A 22,740-nucleotide genomic window follows, 5' to 3' on the forward strand; every position below is an offset into this window, starting at 1 on the left:
CGCAACTATCGCAAACAAAATTTTTTATTTGTTTCAAAATTTATTTAATTACTCAAGAGAAAGGCGGGAATAGCTGCACAATGAGAATGACAAACAGCCAGGAAAAAAACCGCGCCCACAGCCTTTCCGGCATGGCACTTTTCCCACAAGCTCCACCGGTTCTAACTGGGCCAGCCGGTAGCATTGAATCACCCCTCGCCTTGATGAACGACTTCGCCTTCAGAGCACCATTTCACCCACATATCCCGACAGGCCGCTTCAAAGTCTCGCGCGAAAGACGCGCCGTCCATAACCGGTGAAGAAAGCAAGTCGCGACGCAAGCTGGATCGCAATTCCGGTAAAGCCAGAGGATCCGACGCAATTTCACAGGCAATACGGACGTAATCTTCGACCGTTTCGGCGATCCACTCCGCCCGCCCTATCTGCGTCAGCATGGAACTCCCAAGTGTCCCGATAGCGGCCTTGCCCCGCAGCGTCACTGTAGGCAGCCCCATATAAATGCCTTCGAATCCCGTCACGCCGTTATTATGCGGGAAGGTATCGAGCATGATATCGATCTGAGCATATGCTTCTTGGGATTGTGTGCAGAAACCAATACTCAGCCGTTCAGAGCCAATCCCCAGCCGCCCGAACCGGTCAATCATGTCTTGACGGACCGATGGCTCACGACAGGCGTGATTAAACAGGCTGAAACGGGTTCCAGGTGTTTGATGCAAAATTTCCGCCCAGACCTTAAAAACATCATCACTGAGCTTCACCGCGCGGGCAACTGAGCCAAAGGTAACATAGCCGTTCAGCTCAGCTGGCGGCGGCGTTTCCGTCTGCGTCCATCCGATGGGTTCAAAGGGAAAGACAGACTTGGGAAGGTTCCAGATTTTCTCTGTGAACAAATCCGCGGAATCCTCCGGCGTGAATACCGGATCTCCCAGAAAATAATCGATCGCAGAGAGGCCAGTCGTCACACCATGGTCAAGCCAATGAAATGAAACAGGTGCCGGCTTTTCCGCGAAAACCCGGAGCCGGTTGCCTTTCGTATGTCCCGCCAGATCGACAAGAATATCGATCCCGTCATCGCGGATACGTTTGACCAGCGCGTCATTGCTCATTCCCATGGTGGAGATCCAGTGATCAGCGTTTGAGCGCATCTCCTGCGTGATACAATCTTCGCCACGCGGGTAGGATGCATAGCAGAAGATCTCATACCGAGCGTGATCATGGTTTTTCATCAGAGGCATGAAAAAGCTTGCGCTGGAATGCCAGTGAAACCCTGCCCCGACATAGCCGATCCTGAGCCGCTTCCGCGGATCGCGCCGGTTACTATGCGGTCGCCATCGATTACGGAGCGGCCTGCCGATAGCGTCATCGAAAAACCTGTAGTCCCTCATCATTTCGGCGGTTGAGAGCTTTGGCTTGTAGTGCAGGTAGAACAGCAAGGAATTGTGGACCATCACATTATCCGGCGCCCCCCTCACGGCTTTGCGACCGAGCACGACGGCTTCATCGAGGCGACCGAGTTCAGCAAACAATTCACCCAGCTGCATGAGAGCCTTTGTGTGACCGGGTGAAATGATCAGTCCCCGGCGCAGGTCTCGTTCAGCATCATGCAACCTGCTCTGTGCACGCCGCACAATGTTCAGGTTGACATAAAATGCGGTGTCTCCCGGTGCGACGCAAATAACCGCGCGTTTCCAGTATTCTGCATCGACCAGACGACCGCTTGCCCGCAAAGCGTCGGCCCGAACCGTAAGGAGTGCAGCTGAAAGCGGCTCGACGACCAGTCCCCGTCGCGCCAAAAGGAGAGCCCTGTCGAAATCGAGAAAACTTTGGGAAACCAGAACACTGTTCGCAATGGAGGCTGTGGCTGCGGGCTCAAGACAGAGCGCTCTACGGTAAGCGTCCCGCGCCGCGTCCATATCGCCGAGCTCTTGGCGACAAATGCCTAGATTTCCCCAGCCGGCTGCATTCCGGGGGTCTGCCTGCACAACGGCGCCGAAGGAATCAATCGCCACCTCGAATTCCTTCAAAGCCAACTGAACCAAACCGCACGCCATCAGGGCAGCCGGATAATCCGGCCGGATGCTCAATGCGAAACGGCTCCAGCGACTTGCAAACTCGTAAGCCTTTGACATTCTTTGGATAGTGGCAAAATTGACGCAATTTTCCGCAATAGCAGGATCTAGAAGCAGAGCCTGACGGAATGCCCTAGCAGCATCCTTTTCATCGCCGCGCTTCTGTAGTGCAGTACCAAGATTGCGATACGCAGCCCCGAACACCGCATTTGCCGAAAGTGCCTCTCGATAACTCGCAACCGCCTCGTCATAGCGTTCGAGTCCAGCAAGCGCGTTTCCCAGATTATTGTGCCCCTCGGCGAGTTCCGGCGCCTTGCTCAGGCCTGTACGGTAAGCTGCTACAGCCTCCTCCTTCCGATCCAGCTCAACGAGAACCAAACCAAGATTGCACCAAGCCTGGGCAAGATCGGGAGCATATCGGGCAGCAGCTCGAAAACTGCGCTCCGCCGCCTCCAGCTGGCCTGCATCCTTTTCCAGATTTCCCAGATTGTAATGTGCCGCTGCATAGTCCGGCTGGCAGCGGATCGCCTCCCGAAATTCGCGCTCCGCATCGCTGGCACGTCCCAGGGCCAAACAAGCATTGCCCAGATTGTAATGCGCTTCGGCATTGTCCGGCTGTTCAACGAGCGAATTGGAGATCAGTTCGACAGCCGTTTCCGGACGTCCGACTTGCAGGGCAAGGACGCCGAGCAAATACAGTGCAACCGGGTGCTTTGGCGCGCGGGACAGAACTTCCCGGTAAAGCGGCTCGGCCTTGGCAAACCGCCCGGCTCCATGCTCCGAGACCGCCTGTTGCAGAAGAGCCTGAAGACTTGCTGGCTGATCCGTCATGAGCACGCCACCCGAAATATCCATTACGGGTTAAACATGCGCCCGTTACGTCAACATACAGTCGGATAAACCATTGGGAAGGAAAGATTCGCTCCATTCTGCCCCAAATTTAGCGGGAAGCCGACGGACCGACTGGACGCAACGCACGACTTCAACTTTCGACTGCACTCCGGCGTTACAAGTAACTGTTTCCGGATCTGCGTCACATTTCAAAAAATGGGGTCCTTCACCAGCTATTCGTCTTCCCGCTGCGCCTGTGAAGGCGCATGGCCATAGATTCGGCGGTAGGCCGTGGCGAAATTTGCGGCTGAGGTATAGCCGGCGATATGGGCCGCCTGCTGGATGGGGAGGTGCTCTTCAACCAGGGCTTTCCGGGCAAGGTCGAGGCGGGCGCGCCTGAGATGGTCGACCACGGTGACCCCATAGGCCTCCTTGAAGACCCGCTGCATGGTACTGACGCTCATTCCGTTGGCGGCCGCAATTGAGCTCAGGGTCAGTGCCGCACCCAGATTGTCCGCGATATAGCGATGCAGCAACGCCGCGCGGTCGCCGTCATCCGAAAGCGCCGCCGGTTGCCCTATGCAGGCAAAGGCATCGCGCAGAACCCCAAGAGCAAGCATTTCAAGCGAGAGCCGGTTCAGCAATCCGTCGCTGCCGAGGCATTCAAGCAACTTGCGGGCGCCGCGCGCCGTGTCCGCCGAAGGATACCAGGCGTGGATCTCGGTATGGGATTCAGCAAACCGCCGCACGGCCTGATCCTGGCCCGTATCCCGACCGAGAAATTCCTCGATCCAGCTTTTGCTGACCGAGACGTTGACCTTTTTGACCGTCTGGCCGGACCGGATGGTTCGCCTCAAAAGCGCGGGTCTGGCGACGGACCAGATGAGCCCGCCTGCCTGCGCCCCGTCAGGAACGGACAGATCGAGCTCGATACCGTCGATCGCCGCCGCGGGCGCTCCGGCGAAAACAATGGACACCGAAACCTGCGGCTCCAGACGGAGTTCCGTCACCGTATCGCTCTGCTCGACCGCGTCCGTCGCGTGGATATGCAGACCGGACCGGAAGCTCTCGACAAAGAAATCGCCACGCAGCACGGCCGGCGCTTCTTCTCCGGTGCTCCCGAGCATCCGGTAGAAGCTTGCATCCGCTTTTACCTGGCGGGACAGGTCTTCAAAACTGAGGTCTGCATCAAGCATCGGGACAACCTGCCGGTGGCGAGACAATAGGCTCTGACCAGCGGACAAACGGGATTGACGATCGTGCAAATGATCGATCAATTGCGAATGATTGTCAATTTCAGATACCGAAAGATCATGATTTACAAGAGCTTTGGGGGATAGTTCAAACCATGGTTTACGCTCGAAAAAGCGAAGATAGCAATCAGCGCGTCCTACGTGCGCTTTTGCTCGGCTCTGCCATGGTGAGCGTCGTTGCGCTCTCAGGCGGTGCCCATGCCCAGCAGGCCGGCAGCAAGCCCGTGACGCTCGACAGCATCGTGGTCGAAGGCGCCCCGGGCGTCGTCACGGAAGACACGGGCTCCTACGCCACCAACAGGTCAACGGTCGGCTACAAGCAGCCGACGGATATCCGGGAAATCCCGCAGACCGTCAATGTCCTGACCCGCCAGCGGCTGGACGACCAGAACGTGAGCACGCTGGAAGAAGCGGGTTACCTGCTGCCGAACGTCACCACGGCGACCGGCAACGGGTTCGACGGCTCGCTCTATTCCCGGGGTCACGAGGTCTTCACCTATAATGTCGACGGCGCGCCGCGGCCATTTCTCAGCCTTTACGGCACTGCGCCGGATCTTGTTTTCTTCGACCGTGTCGAGGTCCTGTCCGGGCCGTCCGGCGTGTTCCAGGGGTCGGGAGAGCCGGTCGGAACCGTCAATCTGGTGCGCAAGCGCCCGACCGGGGAAAATGCCGGCCGGGTGACGGGAATCGCCGGCAGCGAGGAGCATTTCCGGGCAGAAACAGACCTGCAGGCCGCCGCCGGGGACGACAAGCAGCTGCGCGGCCGAATCATCGGCTATGGCTACACCAAAGGCTCCTATCTCGACATTGCCGAGCAGGAAAAGGGCGGCGGTTACGGGACCCTCGAATATGACCTGACGGACAAACTGACCCTCTCCTTCGGCGGCATTCACGAGAGCGAGGACACGGTTTCGATGAGCGGCCAGCCGACCTATTCGGACGGCTCCTTCCTCAACGTTCCGGTCGAGACATTCTTCGGCGCGCCCTGGGCGCAGCGCGAGATCAACACCGCCGAGGGCTTTGCCGAAGGCGAATATGCCTTCGATAACGGCGGCGTCTTCAAGGTGACGAGCCGGGTCTACAACCGGGACACCAACATCAAGAACGCCCTGGCCTCGACCGCGGTCGACCCGGCCACCGGCGATTTCACCATGTTTGTGTTCGCCCGCCGGTTCGACGAGGTGTCGTCCTATGTGGACGCGAACTACTCGGCACCCTTCACTTTCTTCGGACGGCGCAGCGAGTTCTCTGTCGGCACGGACTACCGGCGCTCCGAGCAGGACATGAAGCAGAATTTCGACTTCTCCCTGGGCACGCAGAATATCAACACGTTCGATCCCTACAGCCTGGTCGAGCCCAGCATTACCTATCCGGGCGTCGGCCCCGGCTTCCGGCTGAACACGGAGACCGAGAACAACGAATATGGCGGCTACGGCTACACTCGCCTGCAGGTCTATGACGGCCTCAACCTGACCCTTGGCGGCCGCTATACGAGCTATGACAGCGATACGCTGGATACCGGCCGGTCGACCACGACCAGCATCTCCGAGAACGAGTTCGTGCCGATGGTCGGCCTGAGCTACGACATCGTGCCGGAGGCAACGGTCTATACGAGCTATTCGGAGATCTTCCAGCCCCAGAGCGAGCAGAAGGCCGACGGCTCCCAGGTCGAGCCGGTGCGCGGACGCCAGATCGAGATCGGCACCAAGGTCTCGCTGTTCGACGGCTTCCTGAACGGTCAGGCTTCCGTCTACTGGCTGCAGGACGAGAACAGGGCGATCAGCGATCCGGATAACACCGGCTCCTTCATCGCCTCCCAGGAAGAAGACACCCACGGCTTCGAGCTGTCCGTCTCCGGCAGCCCCTATCCGGGCCTCGAACTCAGCGCCGGCTACAGCTATGTCGACACGGATCTCGAAACCGACCCGACACCGGCGCATAGCGGCGTGGTCTGGGGCCGCTACACCTTCCTCGACGGCGCGCTGGAGAATCTCTATATCGGCGCCGGCGTGCAGGCGGTCGGTGAGTTCGAAGCCGTGAGCAACGGCGTGAAAATCGACGCGCCAAGCTATGCGGTCGTGAATGCGTCGGCCGGGTACCCGATCAACGAGAACTTTGAAGTCGGCCTGTTCGTCAAAAACCTGCTAGATCATGAATATGTTGAGCGTGTGAACACGACGGCACGCGGCGTCTTTTACGGCGATCCGCTGACCGCGACGCTCAGGCTTACAGGCAAGTTTTAAGGGCGCTGAATGCCGGGACGATTACCCACCCTTCTGGGAACATTTGTTATCGCGGCGGCTCTCCTGATCGGGGGAGCCGTCTCCGCGTATGCCGTACAGATCGTCGATCTCAAGGGACGCACCGTCTCGCTTGAGCACCCGGCACGGAAAGTCCTGCTCGGGGACGGCCGCTTTCTCCTGGCCCTCGCCCTGTTGACCAGAGATCCGGTCTCCCGCGTTGCCGGCATGCTGACGGACTTCGAAAGCCTCGATCCGGACGGGTTTGCCAGCTTCCTCGCGGCGTATCCCGCCTTGGCGGACGTCCCGGTCTACGGCGGCACAAGCGCAAAAAACGGCACTCTGGAAAGCGCCCTCGCCACGAGACCCGACGTCGCGATTTTCGGCCACGGCGGGCACGATCTGACACCCCGGTCCGAGCAGGCCATCGAGATGCTGACAGCGGCCGGAGTGCCCATCGTCTTCATCGATTTCCGCGACAACCCGATCGTGAACACCCCGCGCAGCATGCGCGTTCTCGGGCAGGTTATCGGCCTGAAGGCGAAAGCGGATGCTTTCGCGGCGTTCTACGAGAGCGAGGTCAGAAAGGTCACCAGCCGGATGGTGATGTATTCAGGCCCGCGTCCGACCGTGTTCCTGGATATCAGGGCCGGTCTCAGCGCCGAGTGCTGCTTCACCATCAAGAGCGGCATGCTCGCCTCCCTGGTCGAGGCGGCGGGCGGCCGGAACATCGCGAAATCGGTCCTGCCGGACACCGCCGGTCTGCTGAAGCCGGAATTCGTCATCGCCAGCAATCCCGGCATCTATATCGGCACCGCCGTCGGCTCCCGCAGCCGGGGCTGGAAGCCGGGCGGGCCGATCGTGCTCGGGGCCGGGGTCGACGAGGTGCTGGCCCGGCGCTCGCTGATCAGCGCGACCTTGCGCCCGGACATCGGCTCGCTTGGCGCCGTCGATACCGGGAAAGCCTTTGGCATCTGGCACCATTTCAGCAATTCGCCGATGAACGTCTACGCCCTGCAGAAATTCGCGACCTGGCTGCACCCGGAGCTGTTCGCGGACCTCGATCCGGAAAAGACCAGGGCCGCGCTGATGAGCCGCCTGCTACCGGCGAAGTTGGACGGTATATACGCCATCGGCACGCCACCCATGACAGAGAACAACCCTGAACAAAATCAGTAATCTGGAGAGAATGATGCATTCCGCCCACGCCACCGTCCGCTCGGAAAAAGCCGGCCGTTACCTGGTCCAGCTCTGCAAGCATTTCGCCCACAAGATCCCGGCCACCTGGGAGGAAACAGAGGGCGAAGACACAAAAGGACATGCCGATTTCGGTATCGGCACCTGCGACATGACGGCAAGGGACGGCGCGCTTCTGCTTGCCTGCAACGCCCCCGACGAGGATGGGCTCGGCAAGGTAAAATATGTGCTGGAAGACCACATCGTCCGGTTCGGCTGGAAGGAAGAGCTGAAGGTCGACTGGCAGGACGGCACCCCCGCCGGAGCCTGACCGCCAGAGACCAGCCCCAGGTCAGCGGGCCAAGTCAGCGGGCCGGATCAGCGCGTGAGGGGACGGAGCGCATCCTGACTTGGGGCACTGTCGGCGACCGACGCGATGGTGTCGTAGGCATCCGACCAGGCGGCAAGTGCCGGATAACTCTCCCGCCAATCCGGCACCAGCGCGTAGAACTGCATCATGCCGAGCGCCGCCACGACGCAGAGCGCATCGAAACTGATCGGCGGGGCGCCTGCGGGGGCTTTTACTGTAGCATTCAGATGGTCCAGACCGCGCCTGACCTGAATATCGGCCACCTCCTGCATGAACCCGGAACGCTCCCCCTCGGCGCGCCTCATCTCGCGTGACCAGACCGTGACCACATCGAGAAGGGCAAGCGACTGCGCCTCCGCCGCGACGGCCTGCCAGTCGCCATAGGGCGCAACGGTCCGCTTGCCGGATTTCTCGTCCAGATAGGCGCAGATATGCCGCGCCTCCGAGAGCGCGAGATCGCCATCCACCAGCAGCGGAATGCGCCCCAGCGGAGAGACCGGAATGACCGGGCTGTCCTGCGTCCGCAGCCCCACCCAATCGAGCTCCAGCGCATCGCCCAACCCGCTCTCGATCGCGGTAATCCGGCAGATCCGGGCATAGGGCGAATTCGGGGTGTAATAGAGCTTCATGGTGGTGGCCTCCTCCCGGTTTTATTGATTAGGAGCCACCCTAGCGCAGACCGCCCTGTGTGGGAGGGGGAAATGAGCGGGGGCGCGCGGCCTAACCGTCTCTCGGATCATCGAGGCCGAACCGGCGCGGTGACGGTGATGTCGTCGAATTTGAGTACGGGTGAAGCGGGCGGGGAGTTTACGTGATCAAGTCTGGCGGATAAAGCGCGCATGTAAAACAGTCGCTCACGGCGACTAGGATAAATGACTTAAATCGGACCGGTTGCTGTCTGCCTGAATCTGGGACCGAAGAACCCATAGAGAGCACTCATTCCTGACAAGGGAATACCGACGCCCAACAACGGGCGAAGCATAAATCTGTAATGCGTTGCGTTACACCTTACAAATCACTATACTTAACATATGAACAAGAAATCCCCCCCCATCCATCCGGGCATTTATGTCCGCGAATATGTCCTCACTCCCCGCAAGCTCACAGTTACCGGGGCGGCAAAGCTGATCGGCGTCAGCCGCCCTGGCGTATCGAATTTCCTCAACGGGAAAGTATCGGCGACACATGATATGGCGGCACGCCTCGAACGTGCCTTCGGCGTTTCCTCTAAAACCATACTTGACCTGCAAACCGCGTACGATGCGGAAGCAGGAAAAGCGGCGGGAACTGCCCAGTTGGCACGCACGTACGTAGCTCCATTTTTGAACGTGCAGGCCAACGATCTCGAGAGTTGGTTCACGAAGACGATCCCAGCGCGCACTAAACTTTCTGTATTGCTGCGAACGCTTGTTCACTCGACGGGCCACGATCTCCAGAAGGTGGATTTTCCCGGTAATGACGATGCAGAACGCGCGGGTTGGGACGGCTTCATCGAAGCCAATTCCGGCACGCCATGGATTCCTTCCGGCGCCTCCGGATGGGAGTTCGGCGTCACGGAAGCGATCAAGGGCAAGGCGGACGGCGATTTCGCAAAGAGTGTGAAAGCAATCAAGAAGGCGGATCGGGACAATATCACCTTCGTCTTTGTCACTCCTCGGCGCTGGCATGGAAAGGCTGCTTGGATCACCGCTATGAAGGCCAAGAAACTCTGGAAAGATGTTCGCGCCTACGACGCCAGCGACCTTGAACAGTGGATAGAGCAATCACTCGCGGCGCAAACATGGTTTGCAAATCAGACGGAACGCCCATCTAGCGGTGTAAGGACGCTCGAACGCTGCTGGACCGATTGGGCAAACGTGACGGATCCGGCGCTTCACCCCACACTATTTAGCACCGCCGTTCAGGCTTGGAATGCCAAAGTTAAAGAATTCGTGGTGAAAGAACGTTCTGCCCCCCTTGTGATCACCGCCGACTCAGTTGAAGAGGCCCTTGCCTTCCTCGCCCAGGCATTGACGGGGCCAGAACTTGAACGGCACAAAGACCGTGTACTCGTCTTCGATAAACCGGGCGTGCTGCCCAAGCTCGCACAAGGCAGCACCGAATTCATAGCTGTTGCACATACTCGAGAAGTAGAACGTGAGTTTGGGCCATATTTTTCTGCGCTCAGCACCATTGTTGTTTATCCCCGAAACGCCACTATCTCCGAGCCCGACATTGAGTTGGAACCGCTTGGCTACGAGGCCTTCAACAATGCCCTCGAAGCAATGGGCAAAGAGCGCGATGACTTGACTTCGCTTGGCAATAAGTCAGGCCGTTCACTAACAGTTCTGCGCCGTCAACTATCAACGATTCCTGCTATCCGCACCCCCGTTTGGGCCGAGGACCACGGAATATCTTCGAGCCTAATTCCACTGGTGTTGCTCGGCGCTTGGGATGCCCATAACGAGGCCGACCAGACGGCGCTTTCTCTGCTCGCTGGCGACGTCCCTTTTAAGACGCTAGAAAAACGTACTCAGGAGCTTGCGAAGTTGAACGATTCGCCTGTGTGGTCAATCGGCGGCTATCGTGGAGTCATCTCAAAGATTGACTCGCTCTTCGCCATCGCAGGAGCATTTACCAAAGACGACCTCGACCGTTTTCTGGAAATCGCTCGCATGGTGCTTGGCGAAGACGACCCTGTGCTTGACCTTCCGGAAAAGGATCGCTGGGCAGCATCCATTCACGGTAAAAAGCGAGAATTCTCAGGTGCAGTTCGCGAAGGCATCTCAGAGACGATTGTCCTACTTGCGGTGCACGGCAAGAACCTATTCGGTAAGCGCCTCGGCTTCGATGGAGAGCCGGCAGTCGCAAATCTGGTGCAAGACCTTTTAGTGCCGCTCTCGACTCGCAAATTAGAAGCAAATGATCGCGACCTTCCTCTGTATGCAGAGGCTGCGCCGAACGCATTCCTCAATATTATCGAGCGCGACCTTCGCTCAGCGCGGCCTGAGGCTCTGGACCTCCTTCGCCCTGCCAACGCTGGCCTTTTCGGCTCGTCTTGCCCACGCACCGGTCTACTCTGGGCGTTGGAGGGGTTAGCTTGGAACCCCATAACCTTCCCTCGCGTTGTGAAAATTCTAGGCCAACTTTCCGAAGTTGAAATTAACGACAATTTCGCGAACAAGCCTATCCGTTCACTCGGCTCGATTTTCCGCACATGGATGCCGCAGACTGCCGCAGACCATGAGATGCGGCTCAAGGGCATTCACATATTGTTGGACAAACATCCGTCTATCGGCTGGAAGATTTGCCTTGAGCAGTTTGGCGACGACGGCAACCGCGTCGGCGACTACAGCCACAAGCCGAGTTGGCGGTCTGATGGTTACGGCTTTGGCGAACCCTTCAAGACCACGGAGCCCATCTACGCTTTCGAATTGGAAATGGCCAAGATAGCACTAAGCAGGCCGTCCTACACGGTGGATATGCTTTGCGATCTCATTGGCAAGCTACACGCGCTTGGACCCGAATTTCAGGAGCGGGTCTGGGAGATAATTGACGAATGGTACAAAGGCGGTGCCAACGACGAAGACATCGCCAAAGTCCGCGAAAAAGTTCGCGTGACAGTACTCTCCCGACGTGGTCGTAAAAAAGCTGTTGCGAAAGGGGCGGCGAGCCTCTCGACAACCGCCAGAGCTATTTACGATGCGATGCTTCCGACAGATGTCGTCAATCAGTACGAATGGCTTTTCCGACAGAGTTGGGTCGAGGAATCCGCTGATGAACTTTTCGAAGTCGAAACCGACTTTCAGGCGCGCGAAAAACGGATCGAGAAGCTTCGCACCCAAGCGCTAACGAAGATCGTCGAGCTCCGAGGCCTCGAAGGCATATTTGACCTCGCTACCAAGGGTAATTCACAGCGCCAGATCGGTGCGTATTTGGCTAGCGGCATTCTTCCAGAAGATCAGCTTTCGAGCCTCGTTCTCAATTGCTTGCGCGCACCTGCCGATGAAACAGGTAGAGACGGCATTGCGGCAGGCGCTATGTGGTGGATGGATGCTGATCGTCGCAAGGCTCTCTATGAGAAACTGCGTGTAGAGCTAACGGAAGAAGAAGCGCTCCGCCTACTGCTTCTTTCCCCTTATCGCCTTGCCACGTGGGAACTCGTCGAACAGCTCTCAGAAGAAGCACGTGCCATCTACTGGCGTGATGTCATGCCTCAGTATGCATCCAATGCAATCGATGAGAACAACGAGAGTGTGCGCCGTCTACTCGACGCGAAGAGGCCACGCGCTGCCTTTGCAGCCCTGCACTTTAAGCTGGACGAAATTCGTCCGCCGCTTCTTTTACAAATGCTCTCAAGCATCGTGCGAGACGGAAACGACAAGGACGGGGAATATCAGCTAGACGGCTATTACATCCAGCGAGCGTTCCAACTGCTCGACATAAACCCAGACGTTTCTCTCGAAGATAAAGCCGGGCTCGAGTTTGCTTATCTGGACGTACTTACCCGCGGTTCGCGACGTGGTGACGACTATCAGATCCCAAACCTCAGACGGTATTTAGAAGATCACCCCGATATGTTCGTGCAAGCAGTGGCCTGGGCCTACAAGCGAAATGATCGCGGTGAAGACCCACCTGAGTATAGCATCGCGAAAGGCCGCGAGAGCCTTGCGACTAGGGGGCGCCATTTAATTGAGGTTCTTGAACGTATCCCTGGTCAGGATAGAGCAACAGAAGAGGACCAGCGTAAAAAACTATCCGAATGGGTCTCCAATGTCCGCAAGGCCTGCGCGGAACTCGATCGCGCTGACATTGCTGACGTGTGCCTGGGTAAACTCTTCTCATCCGCACCAGTTGGCAAAGATGGGGTGTGGCCCAACGAAGCTGTTCGTGACGTGATGGAAGACCTTCAGTCGGAAGAGATTTCAAACGGTGCTCACACTGGGCTCTACAATGCGCGCGGCGTTCACTGGCGCGGCGAAGGCGGGGCACAAGAGCGCGAACTCGCCGACAAGTATCGCAAGTGGGCAGACGCGCTTCAGTTCACACACCCATTCGTCTCCTCCTCTCTGCTTATGTCGATGGTGCGAACATATGAGCACGAGGCTGAACAGCAGGACACGGAATCAGGGATACGGCGACGTTTGAGGCATTAACGAGCAGAAATCATATGTCTCAGTGTACCTTGTCTTGTCGTTAAAGAGTGTGGCTCACGGCCTTTGTCGACCGTTACGTCGGATAAACAGAAAGGGAAAAACAGAAAACAACTGTTGGATCTTGCCCCAAGATCTAACTTGGAGCGCCGCCCCCGTACAGAACCGGCGCTCCATGCTTCTCACATCCAGATCAGAGCTTCTGAACCGTCTCAAACCCCTCGAACTGCGGGTGGCCCTGATAGAGCGGTTTCCGGTCGGCGTTGCCGGCGTTGGCGTGGGCCTTGCGGAAATGATCGGACTTGGTCCAGGCGACGAAGGCGTCGTGGTCCTTCCAGAGCGTGTGCGAGGCGTACAGCGTGTGGTCTTCGGCCTCGGGGCCCTTGAGCAGGCGGAACTCGACGAAGCCCGGCACCTGGTCGAGCTGGGAATCACGGGTTTTCCAGACGGTCTCGAAATCCTCTTCGGAGCCCTTGGTGACCTTGAAGCGGTTCATGGCGATATACATTCTGTCTCTCCTGGTTTTTTTTAAACGTATCGGGTTTCTAAGCTTCCGGTGCTTCTAAAGCTCCGGCCCGGCATGCGCGTCCGGGCCATAGACGGGGAGGATGCGCGGCGCCTGGCCGTCCTCCCGTTCAACGGCGATTTCCGTCTCATAGATGGCACTCAGACGGTCGGCTGTGAAGATCTTCGCGCCCGGCCCGTCCGCGACCATGCGTCCGTCATGCATCAGCGCCACCCGGTCGGCGAAGGCGGCGGCGAGGTTGAGGTCGTGCAGCACCACCAGCACCCCCGCCCCCTCGCGGGCCGCCCTGCGGGCGATGCGCATGGTGGTGATCTGGTGCGCGATATCGAGGCTCGATGTCGGCTCGTCCAGCATCAGATAGCCCGTGTCCGGAGTGTCGGAAGCGGCGAGCTGTACGAGCACCCGGGCCAGATGGGCCCGGTGGCGCTGGCCGCCGGAGAGGATCTGGCAATTGTCGCCGATCCGGTCGGCGAGGCCAACGGAATGCAGTTTCCTGGCGATCAGCGCGTCGGCCTGCTCCGGCGGCACGTCGCGCGGGATGGAAAGCGCCAGCAGCTCGCCAACGCTGAACCCGGCGGAGAGCGACGGCGATTGCTCCAGCACCGCCCGGCGGCGGGCCAGCTCCGCCGGCGGCAGCCCCGTGATGATCGCGCCCTCAATGAAGACCTGCCCGCGTTCGGGCTGAAAGTCGCCTGCCATGGCGGCGAGCAGCGTCGATTTGCCGGCCCCGTTCGGGCCGCACAGGGCGACCAGCTCGCCCGGCCGCACCCGCAGGCTCACGTCCCGCAGCACGGTCGTCTTGCCGAAGCTGACGGTGATCCCCTGGGCTTCAAGCATTGCCGCCTCCCCTGTTCATCCGGCGCATCAGCAGCCAGAGGAAGAACGGCCCGCCGATCATGCTGGTGGCGAGCCCGATGGGCGGCTCGCTCGGCGGGACCGCGAGCCGGACCCCGAGATCGGCACCGAGAATGAGAGCGCCGCCGATCAGGGCGGCTGCCGGCAGCACATGCCGGTGCGCCGGGCCGACGATCAGCCGGGCCATGTGCGGCGCCACCAGCCCGATAAAACCGATCGGCCCCGCCGCCGCCGTGACAGCGCCGACGGAGAGAGCGGTCAGCAGCGCGATGCGGCGCTTTTGCCGCTCGATATCGACCCCGGCATGAAAGGCCGCCCGCTCACCAAGCTGGAACAGGTCGAGGGTCCGCCCCATGCGGAGCAGGAACAGCCCGGAGGCCACCGCCACCACCGAGGTGACGGCAACCGACATCCAGTTGCCCGACGCGATGGAGCCCATCGACCAGAAGGTCAAGTCCCGGAGCTGCTGGTCGTCGCTGATATAGACCATGGCGCCGATCAGGGCGCCGGCAATGGCGTTCACCGCCACCCCGGCCAGGATCAGCATGGCGACGTTCGTGCCGCCGCTCCGGCTGGCGAAGGTGAAGACAAAGCCGGTGACGAGAATACTGCCGACAAAGGCGCCGAGCGGCAGGGCATAGGGCCGCACGAAGGCGGGCAGCTCGCCGATGAAGAAATTGCCGAGGACGATGACGGTGACGGCGCCGACCGCTGCCCCCGCCGTGACGCCGATCAGCCCCGGATCGGCCAGCGGATTGCGCAGCACGCCCTGCAGCGCGCAACCGGACAGCGCCAGCCCCATGCCGACGGCAAGGCCGAGCACCATGCGGGGCAGCCGGATCTGCAACAGGATCGCCGTCGGCCCCGGCTCGCCATTTCCGATCAGGACGGAGAACAGATCCACAGGCCCAAGCCGGACCGGCCCCAGAGCCACTTCGGCGAAAGCCACCAGAACGACCAGCGCTCCGAGAGCGCCGAACAGCGGCCGGCGTCCGAAAACGCCGGCAACCCGCCGCGGCAAAGTCGTTGTGACCGCCATCTCCGGATCAGTCGCTCTGCTCTGTCTTGGTCAGGGCCGTTGCCAGCTCCCGCACGGCTTCCGGCAGACGCGGGCCGAAGGTGAGCATCAGGATACCGTCCATGGCGACAAAGCGCCGGTTCTTGCCCGCCGGTGTGAGAGAGAATTCGGGACGCGCCAGCAAGGCGTCGATGCCGCCTATCCGATCCAGCGTCTGGGACATCATCAGCAGCACATCGGGCGCGGCGGAGATAATCGCTTCCTGGGACATCGGCTTGTAGCCCTCGAAGCCCGTGACCGCATTCACACCGCCCGACAGACCGATGATCGCATCAGCCGCAGTACCGGCTCCGGCCACCAGCGGCGCCCCGTCCCGGGTATTCAGCACGAAGATGACCCGGGTGTTCTCCGGAACGGCCCTGGCGACTTCGGACGCGCCCTGCATGTCCGTCTCGAGCTGCTCCGCAAGCGTGCCCGCGGCTTCCGGCATGGCCAGCACATCCCCGACAAACCGGATCTTTTGCTGAACTCCGGCCAGCGAGTCCCCTTTCGGGGCCAGCTCAACTCGCAGTCCGGCGGATTTCAGCTGCTCCACGGCGGGCGGCGGTCCCGCATCATGCGCGGCGATCAGCAGATCGGGCTGCAACGACAGGATGCCTTCGGCCGCCAGCCGGCGAATATAGCCGATCTGCTCCTTGCCCGCCGCCTCGGCCGGGAAGGTCGAGGTGCTGTCCACCGCGATCACCCGGTCGCCAGCGCCAAGCTGATAGATGATCTCGGTGATGTCGCCTCCGGCGGAGATGATGCGCTGTGGTTCCGCCGCGCCGGCAGCGCCGGATGCGAGCAAGAGAACCGTCAGCAGTGACGCCGCGAAAGATCTCATGCCGCCACTCCTTCGACATACCCGTTGATCAGCGACAGCCAGGCCTCCGGCTCCTCCGCACCTTCCTCCCGGACCGGGAAGAACTGACATATCACCGTGCCGTCGGCCGCGAAACAGTCGAGCGAGGTGATGTTCAGGCCCTTTTCGGTCGAGGTCTTGCAGACCGCGTAGCAGGCGTCGATCGCCTCGTCCTTCAGATGCAGATTGAAGCGCGGATCGAGGATGTTCAGCCAGCCGGCGGCGCGCTTGATGCGCTGGACCGGGCCGGAATGAACCTGGATGCATCCGGGGCCGCGCACGAAGCACATGATCGGCAACCCGCTCTCGGCGACGCTGTGCAGCATGTTCTCGACGGCGCTGACCGGAACCGGATTGGCGAAATCGCTCCCCGCCAGCCGCAAGGCCTGCTGGCGGCCAATACCGAGCTCGGCCAGCATGCGGGTGAACTGGTGCCCGTTGCCGAGCCGGCTCCAGCGCGACCGAAGATCCTCGGCGTCGATCTGATCGTCGGGACGTTCCGCCTTGGGCGCGTCGGGTGCCTCGAACAGCAGCGGCTCCGGCGTCAGGTTGGTGAAATCGCGCGTCAGTGCGACGAACCTGTCCATATCGGTCCCGCCGACCGCATAGATCTTGAAGGCGGCGGCACCTGTCTTGTCGAAGAATTGCAATGAGTGGCGTGTGAGTTTCGGAGACTCATCGGTGACGTAGAAGCCCGTCTTCCACTGCGCGAGGAACATCCGGAGATCGATTTCCTTGCCGAAAGCCGAGCCCATATGGGTGTTGAACCGCATGTTCTCGAAAGTTCCGGTCTTCTCGTGCACGCAATGATCGTTGCGTGTGAGGACCATGACGTCGCCGACCTCGGGCATACGCTCGATAAGGCCGACGACGTCCATGCCGGAGACAGACAATCGGCGGACACTGCCATCGCGCTCTCTCGCCTCCAGAAGGGCTGCCTCGGGAACACCGAGTTCCTCGGCCGCTGCCCGCGCACGGATAAATCCCTGCTCTTCCTTCATGCGATTGAGTTCAATCAGCAATTCTTCCGCCGATCTGGTCGTCATTGTCGTCTCCCGTTTTAGTCGCTGGGCTCAGTCCTCAGAACTGATGGGCCAGCGTGATCCGGAACGTACGGCCCATGCCGTTGTCGCCGGACAGATGCTCGCGATAGGTTTTGTCGAGAATGTTCTCGATGCCGAAGCGGAACTCGGAATCCTGCAGAACGCCTTCATCCGGCTTCCAGCTGGCAAAGAGGTTGTGCACCGTGTAGCCGGAGGTCGGCAGCGTGGTGCCGGAAACCTTGTCCTGGCCTGCCGCCATGACACCGCGCCAGCCGAAATCGACGTTGTATTCCGGCATCCGTCCACCAACAGTCAGGACGAGTTCGTCCGCCGGGATGGAGTTGAGGTCTGTATCCTCCTCCTTGTTCTCGCCCCGGATCGCGGTATAGGCGGCACGGGTGAAGAAATAGGTGGACTGATAGGATGCCTCGAACTCGACACCGACAATTTCCGCCTCGCCTACATTGTAGTAGGTGGAGCGGGTATTCTCGCGCTCGATCAGGTCCTTGATGTCGTTATGGAAGAGCGTGGCCTTTGCGGTGAAGGCGTCGTTCTCAAGAGCGAGATCGCGGAAGGATGCGGCGACACCACCCTCGACGTTGAAGGACTTTTCCGGATCAAGATTGAGATTGCCGCTTGTCGTGTCAAAGACCTCGTCGAGGACCGGCATACGCTCTGTATAAGCTGCGGAACCGAATACACCCCAGTTCGGCGTCAGCTGATAGTGAGCGGCGAGTTTCGGCGAGAAAGCCGTATTCTCGACACTCTCGCTCACGCTCAGATTACCCGCCGGAGTGAGCTCGGTGTAGTCGACGCGGACGCCCGGAATAATGGTCAGCTTGTCCCAGAGGACGAGTTCGTTCTGGACATAGGCGCCGTATTGCGCGCTTTCGCCACCCGGGTGGAACGATATGCTGCCGGACGGGTTCGTGCTGGAAGTCGGCTGATCCGCTGTCCGGGTCTGGAACGCGTAGCTGACACCGGTGATGAGGTAGTTCTCATAATTGTCACTGGTGAATGCCGCTGTGTTCTCGGCCCGCGCCTGCCAGGTCTCATAGGCGTAGAACGTGTCCTGGAAAAGCGCGGAGGCGCTGATGTCTTTGAGTGTGGAATTATACTGATCGACTTCGGTATTCGAGTAGGAACCGAAGAGTTCCAGATCGATCAACGGATTGCTGCCCGGCTGGTAATTATAACTCAGCACACCTGTCTGGTCGGTAACGTCACGGTCGATATTGCCGAACTGGACTGATGTATTGGTCTGCGCGTAATCGTCGTTCTTGTCCTCAGTCATCCAGTGCTGGTAGGACGCACGGAGCTTGTGCTCCATATCCGGGCCGAACTGGTAAGTTCCTTTGAGCAGACCGGAGGGTGCCTCGAAATCGGAGCCGGTAACCGCATTGCCGTCTCCATCCTCATATTCACCTGCGCGCCGGTAGTTAAAGGCGCCGAGCAGATCAAGGCCTTCAACAGGCCGCGCGGCGGCAATACTGGATGTCAGAAATCCGGACTCGTTGCTCTGAAACTCGAACTTCTGGCGAAAGCCGAATTTATCGTCGCCTTCCAGATAATCGGCCGCGTCCTTGGTGGTCACATCGATAACCCCGCCAAGCGCACCGGCACCGTAAAGGGTCGAGGATGCCGGGCCACGCAGCACTTCAATTGCCTTGAAGAGCTCTGGATCGGCAAAGAAAGAGCCCATCCGGTACTGTTCATGGAACTTGGTGGCGCCATCGACCCGCACAATCAGCCGGTTCTCGTCCGAAGCCCCAAGCGCGCCGATACCGCGGATGTTGAAGCTTTCGCCGAGCACACGCTCAGATCCAATCGCCTTGACGCCGGGCAGATCGGTCAGCACATCGCCGATTGTGGTCGGCTGTGCCGCCTCAAGATCTTCCTGGTCCACGACGGACACGGATTGCGGCGTCTCGATTGCCACTTTCTCTTTACCCGCGGAAATTACGATACGGTCAAGTTGAGTGGCCTCGCCGGCATGGGCGGACGACACCACAGCGGTGGCGATGGTCGCCGCCGCAGCAATAGCTAAACGCATTCAATAGCCTCTTCGTCAGGTCGCTGCTGTTAGCTGCCTAGCGAAGGGCTGGGTGGCTACTCTCTGTCTAAGCCGGAAAAACCCTCCGGCGGGTCAGTTCATTTCGTGAGGATCAACTTGTTGTTGTTGGTCACACGCAGTCTGTATTCGGAACCGTTGAACAGCAGGAAAACTTCCCGTTCATCTCCCATCAGATCGCTGACGAGAATCCGGTTCTTTTCATTTGAAATGGCCGAGTCCGCGCCGGATGACGGTGCTTCGTTCGGCTCGTTCGAGGGTGTCCCCGCCAACAACTCAGCTCCTCCTTGGCAATTTCACGAACACAACGCGGGCTTTCCCGCTGAATTTGATGAGGAATGTCATAAACGATGCTTTCTGCAAATACAAATGCAAATCATTCGCATTAGTAAATACGTATGACGGCCAGACAAGCCGGCAGGACACAGAAGTTATTTAACGGAGATTGTATTCGATGGAGGTGGTGAAATCGAAGGTCGCCCCGCTGATTTCAGGAGGCATCGGCGGCATAGGGTCGGCCCGCTTCAGGAGATCCAGAAGCGCTTCGTCCAGGATCTTCCTGCCGGAGCTCTTCACAATGGAGCGCTTCATGATGCTGCCAGAGCGGTTGATCTGGAAGCTGAACGCAACCGTGCCCTCATAGCGCCGCAGCCGGGCCGCGCGCGGGTATTTCTTGTGCCGCTCAAGCCAGCTCTGGATCGACGCAAAATAGGATTTGCGTGCGCCGGCAGCACCACCGCCGCCGGATGAGGCCTGGGTCTGACCGGGGCCGGCGGCACGATTCGGCGCCGAAGAGGCAATGTCGAACGTTCCGCTGCCCTTCTTTTTCTGGGCTTTCTGAACCTTGTCAGCCAATACGGCGTCGGTCGCCTTCGGCTGTTTCGGTGCAACATCCACCGGCTTTGCTTCGACCACTTCGGTCTCGACTGGTTTCACCTGCTCGACCGGACGCGGAGGGGCCGGTCGCGTTACCGGCAAGGGAGGCGGTTGAACGGCCGCCGTCACGGTTTCCACCGGAACGATTTCAGCAGCTTCGGTAACCACTGTTTCCTGAGGCACAGGCACCGCCTCGGTGGTTTCGACCTGTTCGGCCTCGACAGGTTCGGCTTCCGCCGTCTCGACCGGTTCAACAACGGTTTCGACGGGAACGACCGGCACAGGTGTCGCCTCTGTCACTTCCGTCACCGGTGTTTCCGGCACGGGTACCGCAACGGTCTGCTCGATAACCTCTTCCACGGATTCCCCGTCTGGCACACCGCTCGCCTCGGCTGCCTGAATGTTTTCAGCCACAGTCTGCGCGGTGACCCCGCCAGCGTCCCCCATCATGACGACAAGACCGCCCTCGCCCGTGTCCGCGCTGCTCGTCGCAGGCTGTTCGAACGCGACGAAGGACAGAAGCGCCAAGCCATGTAACGCGAGCGCGACAGCAAATCCGGCAAACATGGAGGGGCTCGTACCGCGCTGTTCCACGATCGCGCTCATGACGCACCCGTGGCCAACAACCCGAGCTCCTTGAGGCCCACCGCCCGAAGTTCCTCGATCAGGGCGATAACCATCGCCGCGTCACTCTGCGCGTCAGCCTTCAGCTTCAAGCGCCCGTCCGGATGCTCCGCGAAGTAGGACTTGAGGTGCCCGACGACATCTTCCCGCTCAAGGATCTCATCCCGGAAGGAAAGCCGCCCGTCAGCCGCAATCAGCAGAACAGCCGTGGTGTCGTCCGGCTGGCCGGAGTTCGACGTCTCCGGCGGCGTGATGTCCAGCAGTTCCGCTTTTTCGAGCGCGCCCGCCAGCATGAAGAAAATCAGCAGCAGGAATACGACGTTGATCAGCGGCAGAACATTCTCAGCCGCCGATTTTTTCTTGGGTTTGATAAGCCGCATCGCGTCAGCGCTCCGACCGGCTCGCCAGGGTCACGTCGGTCAGCCCCCGCTCGGCCGCCATATCCACAGTCTTGACCACGGCCTGTACCGGCACGCCTTTCTCTGCCTCGACCACGATCCGGGGCTTGGGCTCGCGTCCGGAGAGGGTTTTCAGTCGCTCGGAGAAATCCGCCAGGGTCATCCGCTCGCCGGAGACCTGATAATCCCCGTCGGCGCGCAGCTTCACCAACACAGAGCCTTCGGAAGCGGCACCGGCCGCATTCCCGAGCTTGGCGGTCTTCAGGCCGATGGCCCGCCAATCGAGGAAGCTGGAAGCCAGCATGAAAAAGATGAGAAGGATGAAGACGACGTCGATCAGCGGCGTGAGACTTATCTCCGCCGTGGGGCGTCGGCGCCCGGCATTGAGCCGCATGATGGCCTCACTCCGCGCCTTGAAGCGCGGCTTCCGAAATGGCCTCTGCCACAGCCCGGCGACGGACCGGTGCCGGAGCAGCAGTGAAGACCTGCGTTGCCGCATCCTCCATGGCCCGTCCCGCACGCTCGACAATGCCGTCGACAAGCTGATGTGCCGCAGTCGCCGGGATGGCGACGACCAGGCCCGCGGCCGTGGTCAGCAGCGCCACCCAGATACCGCCGGAAAGGATCGAGGGATCGACCTTGCTGCCCGCGCCTTCAAGCGCCTTGAAGGCGTCGATCATGCCGATCACGGTACCGAGCAGACCGATCAGGGGGCTCAGCATGGCAATGGCGGAAAGCAGCCGAAGCCCCGATGACAGCCGGTCCATGAACAGTCCGGCGACCCGTTCCACCTCTTCCCGCGCCTCGGCCTCGGAAATATCCCGGTTATGCCGGAGCTGCATGGCGTAGCGGGCAATTGCCGCCGCCGGGTGCGAGCCGTCTTCAAGCAGATCGAGCGCCGCCTTGTTATGGCCGGAACGCCACATCGCGAGGGCCTCGTCCCGCTCGCGGCCGTTCCAAAGGCGCAACATCAGGAACTGCACCATCTTGGAGGCAAAAACGGTCGTCGCCACCACGGACATGATCGCGAGCAGATACATGATCGGACCGCCCGCATCCATAAAGCCCATGATCTCTTCGATCGCTGCCGTCATTGACTTTCTCCTGCCCTGTCCGGGCGAGCGCCGCCGCCCTGCCTATATCGACCGGGCGTTCGGTTATTGCGTAAAGGGCACTGCTGCCCGGGATGCCGTCTGCAGACTGTCCGCGCAGAGCCCCGGTGCGACGGCCTCGGCCCCGCCCTCGCAGGTCCTCACACCGTTCATCAGCACGCGCCCGACATGGCCGCAGTCGATTTCCTTCAGGTCGAACAGTTTCACCCGCGTGTGCTCGGTATGGATCGGCCCCATGTCGGCGA

Annotated in this window: 19 protein-coding genes; 4 read left to right on the top strand and 15 right to left on the bottom strand. The window is 60.1% G+C overall.

The window, feature by feature from the left end:
• Positions 1 to 188: 188 nt before the first annotated feature.
• Both IG629_RS09550 and IG629_RS09555 read right to left on the bottom strand, forming a co-directional pair.
• Positions 189 to 2,900: a tetratricopeptide repeat protein gene (locus IG629_RS09550; RefSeq protein ID WP_193171731.1), complete on the bottom strand. Its 2,712-nt coding sequence runs from the start codon at positions 2,898 to 2,900 to the stop codon at positions 189 to 191.
• A 233-nt stretch (positions 2,901 to 3,133) separates the two neighbouring features.
• Complete coding sequence (locus IG629_RS09555; protein WP_193171732.1) at positions 3,134 to 4,096, bottom strand: helix-turn-helix transcriptional regulator; 963 nt, start codon at positions 4,094 to 4,096, stop codon at positions 3,134 to 3,136.
• Between the two features lie 152 nt (positions 4,097 to 4,248).
• On the opposite strand from IG629_RS09555, the gene IG629_RS09560 reads away from it, so the two are divergent.
• Genes IG629_RS09560 through IG629_RS09570 form a run of 3 tightly spaced genes read left to right on the top strand, consistent with a single transcriptional unit; the run spans position 4,249 to position 7,900 of the window.
• A complete protein-coding gene (locus IG629_RS09560) occupies positions 4,249 to 6,396 on the top strand; it encodes a TonB-dependent siderophore receptor (RefSeq protein WP_193171733.1) in 2,148 nt (715 codons plus the stop codon).
• Between the two features lie 9 nt (positions 6,397 to 6,405).
• A complete protein-coding gene (locus tag IG629_RS09565; protein ID WP_193171734.1) occupies positions 6,406 to 7,572 on the top strand; it encodes an ABC transporter substrate-binding protein in 1,167 nt (388 codons plus the stop codon).
• 13 nt (positions 7,573 to 7,585) lie between these two features.
• The gene (locus IG629_RS09570) at positions 7,586 to 7,900 is read left to right on the top strand and encodes a DUF2218 domain-containing protein (protein ID WP_193171735.1); all 315 of its coding nucleotides are present in this window, start codon (positions 7,586 to 7,588) and stop codon (positions 7,898 to 7,900) included.
• Between the two features lie 47 nt (positions 7,901 to 7,947).
• Here IG629_RS09570 and IG629_RS09575 read toward each other — a convergent pair whose 3' ends face one another.
• The gene (locus IG629_RS09575; protein ID WP_193171736.1) at positions 7,948 to 8,568 is read right to left on the bottom strand and encodes a glutathione S-transferase family protein; all 621 of its coding nucleotides are present in this window, start codon (positions 8,566 to 8,568) and stop codon (positions 7,948 to 7,950) included.
• Between the two features lie 402 nt (positions 8,569 to 8,970).
• Between IG629_RS09575 and IG629_RS09580 the strand changes: the two genes are divergently transcribed.
• Complete coding sequence (locus tag IG629_RS09580; RefSeq protein ID WP_193171737.1) at positions 8,971 to 13,074, top strand: HigA family addiction module antitoxin; 4,104 nt, start codon at positions 8,971 to 8,973, stop codon at positions 13,072 to 13,074.
• 190 nt (positions 13,075 to 13,264) lie between these two features.
• Here IG629_RS09580 and IG629_RS09585 read toward each other — a convergent pair whose 3' ends face one another.
• The 12 genes from IG629_RS09585 to IG629_RS09640 form a co-directional block, all read right to left on the bottom strand.
• Positions 13,265 to 13,579 (bottom strand): antibiotic biosynthesis monooxygenase family protein, encoded by a 315-nt coding sequence (locus tag IG629_RS09585; RefSeq protein ID WP_193171738.1) that lies wholly within the window; start codon positions 13,577 to 13,579, stop codon positions 13,265 to 13,267.
• A gap of 54 nt (positions 13,580 to 13,633) precedes the next feature.
• Positions 13,634 to 14,434: a heme ABC transporter ATP-binding protein gene (locus IG629_RS09590; protein ID WP_193171739.1), complete on the bottom strand. Its 801-nt coding sequence runs from the start codon at positions 14,432 to 14,434 to the stop codon at positions 13,634 to 13,636.
• Positions 14,427 to 15,491 carry a FecCD family ABC transporter permease gene (locus tag IG629_RS09595; protein ID WP_051284712.1) on the bottom strand — a complete coding sequence of 355 codons (1,065 nt, stop codon included), beginning with the start codon at positions 15,489 to 15,491 and terminating at the stop codon, positions 14,427 to 14,429. Before IG629_RS09595 ends, IG629_RS09590 begins: the two co-directional genes overlap by 8 nt.
• Before the next feature lie 7 nt (positions 15,492 to 15,498).
• Positions 15,499 to 16,353, bottom strand: a complete 855-nt coding sequence (locus IG629_RS09600; protein ID WP_193171740.1) for a heme/hemin ABC transporter substrate-binding protein — start codon at positions 16,351 to 16,353, stop codon at positions 15,499 to 15,501.
• Positions 16,350 to 17,417, bottom strand: a complete 1,068-nt coding sequence (locus IG629_RS09605) for a hemin-degrading factor (RefSeq protein WP_193171741.1) — start codon at positions 17,415 to 17,417, stop codon at positions 16,350 to 16,352. Before IG629_RS09605 ends, IG629_RS09600 begins: the two co-directional genes overlap by 4 nt.
• Positions 17,418 to 17,451: 34 nt before the next feature.
• Entirely contained in the window at positions 17,452 to 19,467 is a 2,016-nt protein-coding gene (locus IG629_RS09610) for a TonB-dependent receptor domain-containing protein (RefSeq protein WP_193171742.1), read from the bottom strand.
• Between the two features lie 98 nt (positions 19,468 to 19,565).
• Positions 19,566 to 19,757, bottom strand: coding sequence for a hemin uptake protein HemP (hemP, locus tag IG629_RS22620; RefSeq protein ID WP_226886583.1), 192 nt, complete (start codon positions 19,755 to 19,757; stop codon positions 19,566 to 19,568).
• Between the two features lie 163 nt (positions 19,758 to 19,920).
• Positions 19,921 to 20,967, bottom strand: coding sequence for an energy transducer TonB (locus tag IG629_RS09620; protein WP_193171743.1), 1,047 nt, complete (start codon positions 20,965 to 20,967; stop codon positions 19,921 to 19,923).
• Positions 20,964 to 21,365: an ExbD/TolR family protein gene (locus tag IG629_RS09625; protein ID WP_193171744.1), complete on the bottom strand. Its 402-nt coding sequence runs from the start codon at positions 21,363 to 21,365 to the stop codon at positions 20,964 to 20,966. Before IG629_RS09625 ends, IG629_RS09620 begins: the two co-directional genes overlap by 4 nt.
• A 4-nt stretch (positions 21,366 to 21,369) precedes the next feature.
• Positions 21,370 to 21,777, bottom strand: a complete 408-nt coding sequence (locus IG629_RS09630; RefSeq protein ID WP_193171745.1) for an ExbD/TolR family protein — start codon at positions 21,775 to 21,777, stop codon at positions 21,370 to 21,372.
• 7 nt (positions 21,778 to 21,784) lie between these two features.
• Positions 21,785 to 22,477: a MotA/TolQ/ExbB proton channel family protein gene (locus tag IG629_RS09635; RefSeq protein WP_028465903.1), complete on the bottom strand. Its 693-nt coding sequence runs from the start codon at positions 22,475 to 22,477 to the stop codon at positions 21,785 to 21,787.
• Positions 22,478 to 22,540: 63 nt separating this feature from the next.
• Positions 22,541 to 22,740, bottom strand: a 200-nt coding sequence (locus IG629_RS09640; protein ID WP_449867048.1) for a hypothetical protein, incomplete at its 5' end; no start/stop codon positions are given.

The organism is Nisaea nitritireducens, from assembly GCF_014904795.1.
Classification (GTDB): Bacteria; Pseudomonadota; Alphaproteobacteria; order Thalassobaculales; family Thalassobaculaceae; genus Nisaea; species Nisaea nitritireducens.